Below are 14,653 nucleotides of genomic sequence, written 5' to 3'. Positions count from 1 at the left end.
AAGCCCGTCAGCCCCCGTATACACACGGGGCCCGCCCCATCGACTGTCGGGGGTTATCCCGCCGGCCGTGCAGGCAGCGCTGCTGCGAGTGGTGCTCGAACGACGGGTCGGCAGCCTGGTACTGCCGGAGGCCGTACGTATCGTCGCCGCCGCCAACCCGCCTTCCAGCGCGACGGACGGCTGGCATCTCAGCCCGCCGCTCGCCAACCGGTTCGTGCACCTCGAATGGACCCACGACCCGCGGACGGTCGCCCGCGGCGTGGCCGGCACCTGGCCGGAGGTGGCCGTGCCCGCCGTCGATGCCGCCAAGGTGCCCGGTGCGGTCGCACGGGCCCGTGGCGCGATCTCCGGCTTCCTCACGGCCCGCCCCGGCCTGGTCCACCACATTCCCGGCGACGCCGAGAGCCGGGGCCGGTCCTGGCCGTCCCCCCGCACCTGGGAGATGGCACTCAAGCTGCTCGCCGCCGGGTACTCGGCCGGCGTCGGCCGTGAGGCGCTGGCCGCCGCGCTCACCGGCGCGGCCGGGGACGGCGCGGGCATCGAGCTGCTGTCCTCGGTGGCGCACCTGCTGCGCGACCACCACGGCCACGCAGACCGGCTCCCCGCCGCCGCCCAGCGCGACTCGCACCGCGTCAATGTCGCGCAGGACTGAGAGATCAACGACGACCTGCTCGCCGACGGCCTGCGCCTGCCCGACGGGCGCATGGAACCGAGCCTCTTCGGCATCCCCGAAGGCCAGTTTTCGAGGTGTACCTCGACCGGCTGCCGCCGCATGTGCGGGCGCCGGACTGCGGATCGGGCGCTCACGGCCGGCCCGCGCCCTGGGAACTCCCGGAGTCGGCCGGCCCCGCACGGCTCGGCGAGGTCGAGGCGCAGGCGCTGCGGCGGCAGACCGCCCAGGCTATGCGCGCCCATCAACGCGGCCGTGGCACCCTGCCCGCGGGCCGGCAGCGCTGGGCCGAGGAGATCCTGGAACCCACGGTGGACTGGCGGCGGGCGTTGTCCGGAGCGGTCCGGGAGGCCGCCGCATGGGCCGGCGGAGCCGTCGACTACACCTATCGCCGCCCCTCGCGCCGTACTCCGGCGCTGCACGGGGTCGTCCTGCCGAGCCTGCGCCGCCCGCTGCCGCGGGTGGCCGTCGTGATCGACACCTCCGGCTCGATGGGCGACGCCGAACTGGCCGCCGCCCTCGCGGAGGTGACGGGCGTACTGCGCGAGGTGGGTGTACGGGGTAATCGCGTGACCGTGCTCGCGTGCGACGCCGACGTGCAGGCCGTCTCCCGGGTGGCGACCGCCGAGCAGATCACCCTGGGCGGCGGTGGCGGCACGGACATGCGCGTCGGAATCGCGGCAGCGCTCGCGACGCGGGATCGCCCGAACATCGTCGTCGTCCTCACCGACGGACTCACCCCCTGGCCCGACGAGAACCCGCCCTGCCGCATCATCGCGGCTTTGAGCGGCTCCGCTGCACCACGGCCCCCGACCTGGGTGGAGACGGTGCGCATTCCCGGCTGACGCTCTGCCGGAGGACGTCAGTTCCCGATCCGCGTACGGACGCGCCGGGTGAGGTGAAGGCGTAGAGCCGGGGATACCGGGCAGCTTCGGGGTCGGCTCGGGTGCAGGGGCCGGCAGCACAATGTTCCGGGCGCCGCGGGCCAGGAGGTCTTCGATCAGGAGGATGAGCTTGTGCGGCCCGTGGGCTCCCTCGCCCGTCAGCAGGCGGGGTCGTCCTCCAGAGCCGGGCCCGGCTGACGCCGGCGCAGGCAGCTGACAGGTTGCGGTCCCGCTTCGACGGGTGAGGCGCGGGAATGGCGTTCGCCGGCCCGGGCGGGTCTCCCACCGGAAGGGCACCTCTCCGTCCGAGGAGGTGCGCTCACGGCCCTAGCCGGGGACGGCCTTCTCCCAGCCCTGGGCGACTGTCTTCTTCGCCTTCTCGAGTTGCGCGTCCGTCGGGAACTGCGGCGTTCCCTCAACCGTCGGCAGTCGTGCGGCCGCGGCCTTGTCGAGGGTGCCGTCCTGCTTCATGGCGTTCATGAGCACCGGGCGGGCGTAGCCGAGCAGCCGCAAGTTCTGGCCCTCCGGGCTGAAGAGGTACTCCTGCCACAGGCGGGCGGCCGCCGGGTGCGGGGCGTCTTTGTTGATCGCCAGCGCGTAGTACTGGGCGAAGCTGCCGTCGAAGGGGATCGCGACCTGCCAGTTCACGCCCTGGTCGCGGAGCTGGTCGGCGTAGTGGAGGTTGATGTAGTCCCAGTTGATGCTGATGGGGGTCCGGCCGTCCCGGACTGTCGCCAGGTTGGACTTGAGCGGGTTGAGGTTGCCGTTCTTGCCGAGCTTGGAGAAGAAGTCCAGACCGGGCTGGACGTCATCGAACGACCCGTTGTTCGCCAGCGCGGCGGCGTAGACGGCGGCGAAGGCGGTAGCCGAACGGGGCGGGTCGCCTTCCAGTGCGACCTTGCCCTTGTAAGCGGGTTTCAGCAGATCGGCGAAGGTCTCCGGACAGGGCTTGACCCGATTGGCGTCGCAGCCGATGGAGATGTAACCCCCGTAGTTGTTGTACCAGCGGGCCTTCGGATCCTTCTGACTGGCGGGGATCGAGTCGTAAGCGGCGACCTTGTACGGCGCGAGCAGATTCTGTGCCGCCGCGTTCCGCGCGAACGTATCGCCCACGTCGATCACGTCGGGGGCTGTCGGCCGGTTCCCGCTCTTCATCAGGGCGTCGATCTCGTCCTCGCTGTGGCCCAGCGGATCCTCGACCGTGACCTTGATCCCGTACTTCTTCTCGAAGCCGTCGATCAGGCCGCCGTAGTCGGCCCAGTCACGCGGCAGCGCGATCGCCCTGAGCGAGCCCTCCCGTTTCGCCGCGGCGGTCAGTGCGCCCATGCCGCCCACCTGCTCGGCGGAGGTGGCCAGCGACGGCTTCGTGAGGCCGGGGGGCGATCCGTCCTCACAGGCGCTCAGGCCCAGTGCCACGAGAGCGAAGCAGCCGAGGACGGCCGCTGCTCGGGCACGGGGTGTAGTCACGCCTGCTCCAGGAGTGAGGGGATGCGGTTGTCACCAAGGGATGTCGCTTGTTACAGGATGCGTCGGACCACCGGAGGAATGCGCGATAGCGCCGTGGACCGTAGCGGCAGGTGACACACACGCTCTGCTCAGAGTGCCGTGTCGTCCCATTGGCCGAGCAGGATCTCGCCGAGTTCTTCCGCCTCCGGCGTGCCGCTGTCGTGGAGGGACAGTTCGGCCCAGATGACCTTGCCGGTGGCCGTATAGCGAGTCCCCCAGCGTTCGGCGAACCGAGCGACCAGGAACAGCCCGCGGCCGCCTTCGTCGGTGTCTTGGGCCTGGCGCAGCCGTGGCGAGGTGCTGCTGCCGTCGGAGACCTCGAAGATCAGGGTCCCCGCGGCGGGGCCGCCGGTCGGCACCGTGCGGAGCAGTCGGACGGCGATGGGCTCGGTGCCGTGGCGGATGGCGTTGGTGATCAGCTCGCTGAGGATGAGTTCGGCGGTGAAGGCGACCTGCTCCAGGCCCCACTCCGTGAGCCGGCGGACGCAGGCGGTGCGCACCGGGGCCACCGCCGCCGGCTCACGGGACACGTCCCACTCGGCGACCTGCGCTGGTCCCAGCCGGCGCGTGCGGGCCACCAGCAGTGCGATGTCATCCCTGGGCCGGTCGGACAGCATGGCTGTCATCACCGCCGTACAGGTGGCCTCCGGCGTGCGATCGGGCCCTGTCAGAGCAGTGCGCAGGGCCGCCAGACCGGCGTCCAGGTCCCGGGTGCGGTCCTCGATCAGCCCGTCGGTGTAGAGCACCAGCCGGGAACCCTCGGGCACGGTGAGCTCAGCGGTCTCGACAGGCATGCCGTCGCCGAGCCCCAGTGGCGGGGAGACGGGCAGCCGAGGGAAGTCGACGGTCCCGTCGGGCCGCACCACCGCCGGTCCCGGATGGCCGGCAGTGGCAAGGGCCAGCCGCCCGGAGGCGGGGTCGTAAACGGCGTACTGGCAGGTCGCCCCGGTGATCGTCCCCTGCCCGTCCTCCGTGGTGGCCTCCTCGGCGTCGATCTGGGCCACCAGTTCGTCCAGCCGGCTCAGCAGCTCCTCCACGGGCATGTCCAGGCTGGCGAAGTTGTGCACGGCGGTACGCAACCGACCCATGGTCGCCGCGGCGTGCAGACCGTGGCCGACGACATCGCCCACGACCAGCGCCACCCGGGTGCCGGACAGCGGGATGACGTCGAACCAGTCCCCGCCCACCCCGGCCTGAGCGGGCAGGTAGCGGTAGGCCACGTCGAGGGCGGACTGTTCGGGCAGCCCGCGTGGCAGCAGGCTGTGCTGCAGGGTGACGGCCATGGTGTGTTCGCGGGTGTAGCGGCGGGCGTTGTCGATGCACAGCGCTGCCCGGGCGGCCAGCTCCTCGGCGAAGGACACGTCCTCGTCGTCGAACGACGGGGAGCCCTTCGCGCGCCAGAAGTCGACCACTCCCAGGACCACGCCGCGGGCTCGCAGGGGAACCACCAGCAGCGAGTGGATGCCGTGCTCGAGGACCCGCCGGGCACGTTCGGGATGCTGGGCCCGCCAGCCGTCGGAGGCGTTCAGGTCCCCGACCAGGACCGGTCGGCCGTCGGCCATCGCCATGGAGACGGGGTGGACCGGGATGAACCGGATCAGCTCGCCGACGGGGTGCAGGGGATCGTCCGGGTCCAGCCCGGCGACGGCACCGCGGCGCAACTCGGTGACCATGGCGGTCGCACCGGTGGACTCCTCGCCGTACAGGACGGAGTCCAGCAGTTCGACGGTGACGATGTCGGCGAACCGGGGCACCGCCACCTCGGCCAGTTCCTCGGCCGTGCGCTTCACATCCAGCGTGGTGCCGATCCGCAGTCCGGCGTCGTAGAGCAGCTTCAACCGTTCGCGCGCCACCTCCGCCCGGCCGGTCAGGGCCCGCAGCTCGGTGGTGTCCCGGAGCGTCACCACGCTGCCGCGGGGTCCATGAGGTGCGGTGAGCCGCTTGTTGACCGCGAGGAGCCGGTCGGCCGCCAGGTACACCTCGTCGGTGGCGGGGAGGTCGGAGGCGAGCAGCCCGGCGAGGTCCTCGTCCAGGCCCAGATCGGTGATGTGCCGCCGTTCCGCGTCCGTCGGCAGGTCCAGCAGCCGCCGTGCCTCGTCGTTGGCCAGCAACAGCCGGCCGTCACCGCCGACGATCAGCACTCCTTCCCGCACGGCGTGCAGGACCGCGTCGTGGTGCTCGTACATCCGGGTCATCTCGGCCGGCCCCAGGCCATGGGTCTGCCGCCGCAGCCGCCGGCTCGCCAGACCCGACCCGACGGCGGCGACGGCAAGGGCGGTGGCGGCGCCGCCGAAGAGGAACGGCAGCTGCCGGTTCACCCTGTGCTGCACCGTCTCGACCGTGACGGGCACGGAGACGATGGCGATGACCGAGCCGTCAGGGCCCCTGACGGGGACCGCCGAGATCACCGAGAGCCCCAGTGAGCCCTTGAACGTACTTGTGAACGGCTTGCCGCCCGCCGCCTTCGCGTAGGGCCCGATGACGTGTTTCCCGATCTGACGGGGGTCGCTGTGGGTGAGGGTGATCCCGTTCAGCTCGTACACGATGATGGCGTCGACGCCTGCGGCCTTCCGGGCCGCCTCGGCGTGCGGCTGGAGCACTGCGGTGGGGTTCGGGCTGTTCAGGGCCGCGACGATCCCCGGGGAGTTCGCGAACGTCTGCGCCGCGGTGAGCGTCCGCTGCCGGGCGTCCGTCAGGACGTCGCGTCGAGCCTGCACCACGAGCACCACCAGGGTGGCTGCGACGAGCAGCACCACGACCGCCAGCTGCAGAAGGAAGACCTGGCCGGCAAGGCTGTGCACGCTCAGCAGCGAACCCGACCGCCGCTGTTCTCCTCGCCGACGGGGCCGGCGGGGCCGATGCGGCATGGACGCATTGGAGATGTCGTCCCCGAATCGACCCGAAGCTCCGCGCATATTCCCTTTCTACGTTTATGGGCGGTCGATCGCGAAGCGCAGCGGCATGGAACCGAGCCGGTCCAGGTCGACGCCCGCCTCGATGGGCGGACCGGTTGGAGGCGGCGTCCGGCCGGGTGGCCGGCCGGACGCCCGGTTGCGGTAGGCGGCCCCGGAGCGGAAGCCGATCATCCGGCCGCAGGCGAGGTCAAGCGCCACGGCGTCGGCGAACCTCAGCACGCCGAAACCGGCCGGACGCCGACGCATCTGCCCGAGGGCGGGCAAGGCCGTCGCGCTCACCCGCCCAGCCGACTCGGCGTTCCCCGACCCGGGCGGCGGTGGGCCGGCCGAGCTCATCACCACCAAGCCGGCGAGCAGCGGTCCCCGGTCCGCGTACCCGACGGCAACCGTTCCGGGTGAGCCGGTGCAGTACGGGGATGTCCATGGCTCAGCCTCGTCCACCGTGCCAGCGGACGGCGACGGCACCGGCGAAGTCGCCCGCGTGTGCGAATCCTCCGAGTACCACCAGATTGCCGTCCTCGACCCGCCGGGAGCTGATCGCGCGGTCCAGGGTGATCGGGATCGCCGCGCCGAACAGGTTCCCGTACTCGTCGAAGGTGTTCAGGTGCCGTTCGGCCGGCAGTTGCAGCGCCTCTCGCCAGTTCCGCAGGAAGGTGCGGTTCGGCTGGTTGGTGATGAGGACGTCGATGCCGCTGGTCGCCACACCGAGCCGTCGGCACAGGTCCGTGACCACCTCCGGCACCAGGCGGTTGCCGCGTGCCAGGACTTTGGCGACGCTGGCGTCGGTGAACCCGATCCGTAACTGGGACTCTCCGGGTTCCCAGTACTTGCGGCCGTCGTCGACCGCCACGGTCATGTCCCCGGCGTACTCGCCGATGTGCCGGGTCTCGACGTCGAGGACCGGTGCGTCGGACGACTTCGTCACATACCCCACACCGCAGCCGTCGCCCGGGATCGCCGCCTGGGCGAGCCTGCGTACCTCGGACTGCGTGAAGCACTGGCCCGCGGCGCTTTGTGCATTGCAGATCAGGGCGGTCTTCGCGTCGGTGGTGGTGAGGATCTGCCGGGCCAGCTTCAGCATGTACACGAAGGAGGCGCAGCCCGCGTTGGCCACGTCGACGAGCCACTCCGGCTTCAGGCCCAGTCGGCGCGCCACCTCGGTGCCCGCGCCCACGAACGGCAGGTCCGGCAGCTGGCTGTGCACCAACAGCACGTCGACGTCTCGTATCGCGGCCCTGCCGTGCCGTTCGATCAGGGGTTGTACGGCACGCTCGACCATGTCTGCGTTGGTCTCGTCCGGGGCCACGTGGTGCCGGAACGGCGGGACCTTGAACATGGGATGGTTGCGGAGCTTGTCCTCGGCTCCGGGACAGTCGGTGTAGAACTCCGCGGGAACAGGCTCGCCGGGAAGGTAACTGGCGACGTCGGTGAGGCTGACCGTGGTCACCGCGCCACCGACCTCGCCGGAGCCACACTGACGGGCAGGCCGTTGCGGTGGCGGTACTCCAGGATGGCCTTGAGGTTGTTCATCTCCACCGTGTGCCCCGCGTAGAACAGGTCCCAGTAGTCGCCCACCCAGGGCCGGCCGGGGCGGGGGGCCTTGTCGGGGTGCGGGTTGGCGTCGTAGTACGGGTGCCGGCAGTTGGTCCAAGTGATCACCGATCCCGGCTTGTCGAGCACCAGGCGGGCCGGTACGACGCGCATGAGGTAGATCATCCACAGCTTCTCGCCCTGGTCCCAGGAGCAGTGATAGTCCACGGTCATGGCCTCGGGGTGGGCGGTCACCTTGCAGTAGATCCTGGTGTCCTCCTCGAGCCGGTCGTGGCCGACCCACAGCCCCGGTGTGCCGGTGAGTGCGAAGTCCCGCAGGCTGCAGGTCCACTCCTCCAGGTGGTGGCCCTGCCGGAGGTATTCGTAGGTCAGCTCGGGCGGGCAGTCGACGTACTCGTGGATGGTGCAGTACTGCCCGTAGACCTGATGATGGGGGTAGACGGCGTGAGTGAGCTCCATGCAGTGGGCGGTCAGCTCCTCCTTGCCGGGGTTCTCGATCCGCATCAGGCCGGGGATGTCAGCCAACGTGGACGGCTCCTCGCTCATCCGAATTCTCCTTGGTGTCGGGGCGTACAGCGCTGTCGGTGGTTGTGGTGAAGGACTGAAAGGGAAGGAACGGAGGAATCTCCCCCGGGTCGCAGTCCAGCGCGACGAACGCCGGGCCGCCGCTCGTGTTGCTGCGCAGCAGCGCCTGGCGCAACTGCGCCGCGTCGCCGGCTCCGGTGACGTCGAGGGACGGGAACGCGGCGGCCACTCCGGCGGCGAGGTCGGTCCGGCGGAACAGGTCGTCGCTGCGGATGCCGCCCTGGAGGAACTCCTCACGCAGTGCGCACATGGCGTGGGCGTTGTTGTTGAAGATGACGAAGGTCACGGGTGCGGCGTACTCGACGGCGGTGTGCACTTCCATCCCGTGCATGAAGAAGGACCCATCGCCGGCGAGGACGTAGGTGCGCCGTCCGGTGGCGAGTGCGGCGCCGATGCCGGCACCGAAGGTGTAGCCCATGCCGCCCATGCCGACCGCCACCACGAAGCGGCCGTGGCGCGGTGCCGGGAGGAGATGGACCGCGCTGGCACCTGCGTTGCCGGCGTCCACGAAGACGTGGGCGCACTGCGGAAGTGCCGCCTCCACCGCGGCGATCGCCTGGGCGTAGCCGATGGTTTTCCCGGGGGCCCGGGAAACCGGGCTCGGCACGGGCATGGGGAGGGGACCGGCGTGCGGGGGGCAGGCATGCGGGCGCGGCGGCAGCCGGCCGGTCACCGCGCGCAGCACCTCCCGCAGGTCCCCTCGCAGTGCGGTCCCCGGCACGAACGGCGGTTCGGGACCGAGGCACACGACCTCGGTGGCGGCCAGGGCACGCTCAAGGCCGCCGCGTGCCAGGAGCGGCAGCCGGGTGCCGACCAGCAGGCATACGTCGGCCCGCCGCAGACAGTCCTCGACGTTGGCATGGCCCATCACCCCGGCTACGCCGGCGAACCGGGGATCACGGTTGTCGAAGACGTCCTTGGCGTCGGGGGTGACCGCCACCCACGCCCCGAGATTCCGAGCCAGCTCGGCCAGTTCCGCTCGTGCGTCCCCGGCGGCGACGTCTTCTCCGGCGATGACGAGGACCCGGCCGGCCTTGCGGAGGGTGTCCGACACCGCGGCGAGGGCCGAGGTGTCGAGCGGTGCCGCAGATGCCCCCGATGCGGGCGTCGGCACGTCCGGTGCCGGCGCTCCGCCGCGGCCGGGCGACCAAATCCGCGCCTCCTGCACGTCCTTGGGCAGCAGCAGCACCGCCGGTCCCCGCGGATCCGTCTGTGCCGCCTCCACCGCCCGGGGCAGCAACTCGAGGAGCGAGTCCGCGTCCTCGACGCGGGCGCAGAACCGGGAGACCGGTGTGAAGACCTCCGCGGCGTCGAAGGAGCCTCCCTTGCCGCTGGAGTCCTGGAACGCCCCGTGGCCCGCCTGGCCGTTCGGCGGCTGGCCCACCAGGGCCAGCACGGGTACCCGGGAGGCATACGCCTCCGCCAGACCGGGCACCAGGTTCATCGCACCGCCGCCCGAGGTGGCGGCGACGACGCCGAGGCGCCCGGTGGTCCGGGCGTATCCGTCGGCCATCGTGACGGCGGAGAACTCGTGCTTGGCGACGACGCCGCGAATGGTGCCGTCGCGGTGCACGGCGTCGTACAGGTCCTCGATGTTCGCGCCGCCGACGCCGAACACATGGGTGACGCCGGCCCTGGCGAGTTCCCCGGCCAGGTAGTCGACCAGGCGTACCGTTCCTGCCTCGGGTGTGTCCGAGGTCGGGGGGATCATGCTGGGCTCCTGTCCGTCTCATGCCGCCGGTTGATGAGGCCGGATGGCGAAATGACCTGAAAGCGGTGCCGGTACTCCTTCGGGGTCAGTCCCAGGGTTCGTCCGAAGGAGCGGAAGAAGGTCTCTGTGGCCGCGAATCCGCAACGGCTCGCCACCTGACTGATCGTCAGGTCGGTGGTTTCCAGCAGTTCGCGTGCGCGGGCGATGCGTGTCCGCTCGACGTACTGGCCGGGCGTCGTGCCCACCTCGCGTCTGAAGACCCGGGCGAAGTTGCGCAGGCTCATGTTGGCCCGCCGGGCGAGCTCGGCGACGGGTAACGGGTTGTGCAGGTTGTCCAGAATCCATTCCTGTGCGGTCCGGATCGGCGGATGGTCGGCCAACTGGGCGTCAAGGACGGCGCTGAACTGGGACTGGCCTCCGTGCCGCTTCAGGAAAAGCACCAGGAACCGTGCCGTCTCCAGCGCGAGCGCCGCACCGTGGTCGGCCTCCACCAGGGCCAGCGCCATGTCGATCCCGGTCGACACGCCCGCCGAGGTCACGAAGGGGCCGTCCCAGACGAAGATCGGCTCGGCGTCCACCGTCACCCTCGGATAACGGCAGGCCATCGCCTCGCTGTACGCCCAGTGCGTGGTGGCGCGTCTGCCGTTCAGAAGTCCCGCCTCGGCCAGCAGAAAGGATCCGCCGCATACGGAGGCGACCCTTCGTGACCGGGCCGCTGCCTGGCCGATCCAGGAGACCAGCGCCCGGTCCCGAAGCGCGTCGCCGAGACTCCACCCGCCCGGCACGAGAAGCGTGTCGATGGCACCCTGCCCTGCATCCAGGGGTGAGGCTTCCACCGTCACCCCTGAACTCGTGCGCACCAGTGGTGCATCGGGGGAGACCAGGTCGATCCGGTAGGGGGCGCCCGACGGGGGAAGGAGCCGGTTGGCCGTATCGAACACTTCAATCGGTCCGGTGATGTCCAGGGCCATCGCGCCCGTGTACACCACCACAACAACACGTCGCTGTAACACGGTCACAGCCTGTATCGAGCATCACACTGGCTGCAATGACAGATTATTGACGTATCCGGCCAACAGGCAGTCGGCGAACAGGTGAGAGGGGTGCTGGCCAGCCCGTTTGTGCTGGGGAACGGACAGAGGTGGGTGAGGCAACTCACAGAGAGCCGAATGGTCTTCGTGCCGTAGGCAGTGCGATGCCAGAGGCGCACAGGCGTCGACACGGTGGCCGGATCCGGAGCGCTTCGACCCCGGGCGCTTCACAGTGCGCGCTCCGCGAATCGACCGCCCGGTTCGAACATCTGAGGCCGGTCCACACCCTGGTGTTCGACTCCAGCCCACGAAGGCGAAGTACGGCATCACCGGCCGCCCTGAGGCTCCACCTGCGCAAACTCGAAACCTTGACTGCCCCAAGCGCGCCATGCTGTGGCGGTTGCCCGAGGGGAGGAAACGTGGTTGCGCCTACGATTGCGTTGCGCAAGGCGATCCAAGAGTGGCCACCCCTTCTGCCCCGCAGGCGCCACTCAAGCACAAGGCGGTGGGGTAGGGGCCCGGTCAGCCGAGCTTGAGGAGGCCGGCTTCGACGACGGCGCGGCCGAAGGGGCCGGCGAGTTCGGCGAGACGCTCACAGCCGGCGTCACCCAGGGCGGCGTAGGCGGGAAGGGCCAGGCGATCGGTGCGGTCCTCGATGTGCCGGCGCAGGAGTACGCCCTCTGGGCCGAGGGAGTCGCCGTCGAGGAGACCTCGCCTGCGCAGGTGTTCCTCGGCCTCGGCCCACTCCTCCTCGGGCCATGCGCGGCTCGCCTTGAGGAAGTCGACCGGAACCTCACCGGTGGCGGCATGCAGAATCAGGGCCTCCAAGCCTCCGACGCCCTCGCTCAGCAGGCACGCGACATGTCCGTCTCCGCGGAACTCCCGGAGCAGCGTCTGGGCGTGCCAGAGTTGGAGTACCGGCTCCTTGGGCCAAGGCAGTGCCGCATGGGCGGCGAACAGCGGGCGGCCCTGCGCGTGGTCGCAGGCCGCCTCGGAGGCCCGGCGGGTCAGGGCCAGGACCTCGTCCAAGGAGGCCAGCTCGTGGATTCCCGCCCGCCGCAGGGCCTCGCCCACAGCGGCGTACCGCGCGTCCAGCACCTGCTGCGGCGTCGCGGTGTCCCAGGCCCCGTCGACCGCCTGCCGTACGACAGCGGGGTTGAAGTTGTAGAAGGTCGAGATGACCAGCTCGGCGGATGCTCGGCCAAAGGCGGCGCTCCGGGAGGCGAAGTACCCGGCGCGCCGGCTCAGTCCGAGGTCTGCGTACCGTCGCCTTCCCTCCGGGACGAAGTAGATCATGGCGTGTACGGGCTCCAGGCGGCGCCAGGCCGCGCGTGCTGTCTTCACGGGATCACCTCTTCGAGGAGTCGACGAACGGGGTGTTCGCTGTGGCTCAGTACTCGCCGTGCGCCGGCAGATGGTCGAGCAGCAGACGGTTCAGCGTCTCGGGCGCCTCCTCGGGAACCCAGTGGCTGACGCCCTGGAGGGTCTCGAACCGGTACGGCCCGCTGACCCACCGTCCGGTCTCCTGTGCGGCCGTCGGGCCGAACGCGCTGTCCTGTGTGCTCCAGACGTACAGCGTGGGCACATCGATGACGCCGATCGCACCGTCGGGGCGGCCGGCCCGGTACCAGTTCAGCGCCGCGGTGAGAGCGCCCGGCTGGGACATGTGCCCCACGTAGGCCTCGGCACTGTCCTGCGGGACCTTTCCGGCGTAGAGGGCGCGAAGCCCTTGGGCGTCGTGCGCGAGCATGCGCTCTTCGGTCGTGGGTGTCTCGCGCCAGTCGATCATGTAGCGCGAGCGTTCGCGCTGATCGTGGTCGGAGCGCAGCGTGGTGGCCAGAGCGCCGGGGTGTGGGGTCGAGACGACCGTCAGGGTGCGCACGCGTGCGGGGTGCGCGTCAGCGGTCCACCAGGCCACCGCGCCTCCCCAGTCATGGCCGACCAGGTCGAACGCCGACCAGCCCAGTTCCTCGGTGATCGCGACCACGTCGTCGACCAGAAGGCTGATGCGATAGTCCTCGGGCCGCCGGGGGCGGGCCCCGGGGGAGTACCCACGCTGGTCGGGTGCCACCACCCGGTAGCCGTGTGCGGCCAAAGCCGCGATCTGCCGTTGCCACACCAGCCCCGTCTGCGGGAAGCCGTGCAGCAGCAGCACCGGGCGGCCCTCGAGCGGACCCGCGGCGGTCGCATCGAATACGCCCGTACGAGTGGAGATGCTCAGCTCGGCCACGATCCACCTCTCCGTACCGACTGGTCGGTACCCTCCCGGTAAGGGGGTGGACTGTCAAGGCCGGGCATGCGGTCCTCGCCGCAATCCGGCCGCCGGACCCCCGGGCGCCCCGAGCACCCCTCGGGCCGGTTGAACTTGACGTCAAGTTCAACTATAACCGAGCTCGGAGGATCCGGAGGCCGGCTCCTGTCACCCCATGACTCGGTCATCGGTCAACGGAGGCGGCGGTCGATGAACACGCACGGCGCCGCAGTCGGCGTTCGGTCCCGCTCACCGGCATCGGGCCCGGCTCACGGGGCTCGGAGGCCCGGCCCGGAAGCTCCCGGACGTACCGGACAACAGGAAGCAGTGTGGCGCCATGAGGGAAGCAGTCATCGTTTCGACGGCACGGACACCCATCGGAAAGGCATACCGCGGCGCGTTCAACGACACCCAGGCGCAGGAGCTGGCCGCCCATGCCCTTGGGTACGTGGTGCGGCGCGCGGGCCTGGAGGGAGGCGAGGTCGAGGACGTCATCTTCGGCTGCGCCGTGCAGCAGGGGTCCTCCGGTTTCAACGTCGCGCGCCAGGCCGCTCTCCGTGCCGGACTTCCGGACGCTGTGTCGGGGATGACGATCGACCGCCAGTGCTCGTCGGGCCTGATGGCCATTGCGACGGCCGCCAAGCAGATCGTCGCGGACGGTATGCAGATCGCCGTCGGCGGCGGTGTCGAGTCGATTTCCCTGGTGCAGAACGACCACATGAACACCCATCGCGCGGCGGATCCCTGGCTGGTCGAGCACAAGCCGGCCATCTACATGCCGATGCTGCAGACGGCGGAGGTCGTCGCCGAACGCTACGGCGTGAGCCGGGAACGTCAGGACGAGTTCGCCCTGCTGTCACAGCGGCGCACCGCGGCGGCGCAGGAGGCCGGCCGGTTCGACCAGGAGATCGTGGCGCTCGGCAGCGTCAAGAAGGTGCTCGACAAGCAGTCGGGGGAAGTGCGGGACGAGGAGGTCACGCTGACCCGGGACGAGGGCAACCGTGCGTCGACGACGCTCGAAGGCCTGGCCGGGCTGACGCCGGTGCTGCCCGACGGTCAGGTGAGCGCGCATTCCAGCGTGACGGCGGGCAACTCCTCACAGTTGTCGGACGGGGCTTCGGCGTCGGTGCTGATGGAATCGAAGGAGGCCGAGCGCCGCGGGCTGGAACCGCTGGGCGTCTACCGGGGTATGACCGTTGCCGGTTGCGGACCGGACGAGATGGGCATCGGCCCGGTGTTCGCCATTCCGAAACTGCTGAAGCAGCACAACCTCACCGTCGACGACATCGGCCTGTGGGAACTCAACGAGGCGTTCGCTTCCCAGGCGCTGTACTGCCGCGACGAACTGCACATCGACCCGGAGCGGTTCAACGTCAACGGCGGTGCGATCTCGGTCGGCCATCCGTACGGAATGACCGGTGCCCGCCTGGTGGGGCATGCCCTCATCGAGGGCAAGCGCCGTGGTGTCCGGTATGTGGTGATCTCGATGTGTGTCGGCGGCGGAATGGGTGCAGCCGGACTGTTCGAGGTCGCCTGAGATGCGCATCCC

General features: G+C 70.4%; 11 protein-coding genes and 1 pseudogene. 3 read left to right on the top strand and 9 right to left on the bottom strand.

Annotation, left to right across the window (positions count from 1 at the left end; translation table 11 throughout):
* Positions 1-58: 58 nt before the first annotated feature.
* Both ABZ876_RS27440 and ABZ876_RS27435 read left to right on the top strand, forming a co-directional pair.
* Positions 59-568, top strand: a pseudogene (locus ABZ876_RS27440) (AAA family ATPase); the annotation flags it as partial.
* 179 nt (positions 569-747) lie between these two features.
* Positions 748-1,515 carry a VWA-like domain-containing protein gene (locus tag ABZ876_RS27435; RefSeq protein ID WP_361786603.1) on the top strand — a complete coding sequence of 256 codons (768 nt, stop codon included), beginning with the start codon at positions 748-750 and terminating at the stop codon, positions 1,513-1,515.
* A gap of 366 nt (positions 1,516-1,881) precedes the next feature.
* Here the strand turns inward: ABZ876_RS27435 and ABZ876_RS27430 are convergent, their stop codons facing one another.
* The 9 genes from ABZ876_RS27430 to ABZ876_RS27390 all read right to left on the bottom strand — a co-directional run bounded on the left by ABZ876_RS27430 (position 1,882) and on the right by ABZ876_RS27390 (position 13,083).
* A complete protein-coding gene (locus ABZ876_RS27430; RefSeq protein ID WP_361786600.1) occupies positions 1,882-3,021 on the bottom strand; it encodes an extracellular solute-binding protein in 1,140 nt (379 codons plus the stop codon).
* A 128-nt stretch (positions 3,022-3,149) separates the two neighbouring features.
* On the bottom strand, positions 3,150-5,861 hold the full coding sequence (locus ABZ876_RS27425; RefSeq protein ID WP_361786597.1) for a SpoIIE family protein phosphatase: 2,712 nt from the start codon (positions 5,859-5,861) through the stop codon (positions 3,150-3,152).
* A 129-nt stretch (positions 5,862-5,990) separates the two neighbouring features.
* Entirely contained in the window at positions 5,991-6,254 is a 264-nt protein-coding gene (locus ABZ876_RS27420; RefSeq protein WP_361786594.1) for a hypothetical protein, read from the bottom strand.
* 148 nt (positions 6,255-6,402) lie between these two features.
* Positions 6,403-7,422, bottom strand: a complete 1,020-nt coding sequence (locus tag ABZ876_RS27415) for a 3-oxoacyl-[acyl-carrier-protein] synthase III C-terminal domain-containing protein (protein WP_361786591.1) — start codon at positions 7,420-7,422, stop codon at positions 6,403-6,405.
* On the bottom strand, positions 7,419-8,072 hold the full coding sequence (locus ABZ876_RS27410) for an SRPBCC family protein (RefSeq protein ID WP_361786588.1): 654 nt from the start codon (positions 8,070-8,072) through the stop codon (positions 7,419-7,421). Before ABZ876_RS27410 ends, ABZ876_RS27415 begins: the two co-directional genes overlap by 4 nt.
* Positions 8,044-9,822, bottom strand: coding sequence for a thiamine pyrophosphate-binding protein (locus ABZ876_RS27405; protein WP_361786585.1), 1,779 nt, complete (start codon positions 9,820-9,822; stop codon positions 8,044-8,046). Before ABZ876_RS27405 ends, ABZ876_RS27410 begins: the two co-directional genes overlap by 29 nt.
* Positions 9,819-10,814, bottom strand: a complete 996-nt coding sequence (locus tag ABZ876_RS27400; protein WP_361786711.1) for a GlxA family transcriptional regulator — start codon at positions 10,812-10,814, stop codon at positions 9,819-9,821. The genes ABZ876_RS27405 and ABZ876_RS27400 overlap by 4 nt, the downstream gene beginning before the upstream one ends.
* Before the next feature lie 561 nt (positions 10,815-11,375).
* Positions 11,376-12,197 (bottom strand): hypothetical protein, encoded by an 822-nt coding sequence (locus ABZ876_RS27395; protein ID WP_361786582.1) that lies wholly within the window; start codon positions 12,195-12,197, stop codon positions 11,376-11,378.
* A 46-nt stretch (positions 12,198-12,243) separates the two neighbouring features.
* Positions 12,244-13,083, bottom strand: a complete 840-nt coding sequence (locus ABZ876_RS27390) for an alpha/beta hydrolase (protein ID WP_361786579.1) — start codon at positions 13,081-13,083, stop codon at positions 12,244-12,246.
* 358 nt (positions 13,084-13,441) lie between these two features.
* Here ABZ876_RS27390 and ABZ876_RS27385 point away from each other — a divergent pair, with 358 nt between their 5' ends.
* Positions 13,442-14,641, top strand: a complete 1,200-nt coding sequence (locus tag ABZ876_RS27385) for an acetyl-CoA C-acyltransferase (RefSeq protein WP_361786576.1) — start codon at positions 13,442-13,444, stop codon at positions 14,639-14,641.
* The last annotated feature ends 12 nt before the right edge of the window (positions 14,642-14,653 follow it).

The sequence above is a fragment of the Streptomyces sp. NPDC046931 genome (assembly GCF_040644655.1).
Taxonomy (GTDB): Bacteria; Actinomycetota; Actinomycetes; order Streptomycetales; family Streptomycetaceae; genus Streptomyces.
The sequence above is the reverse complement of the archived record's forward strand: the minus strand, read 5'-3'. Positions and strand labels throughout refer to the sequence as shown.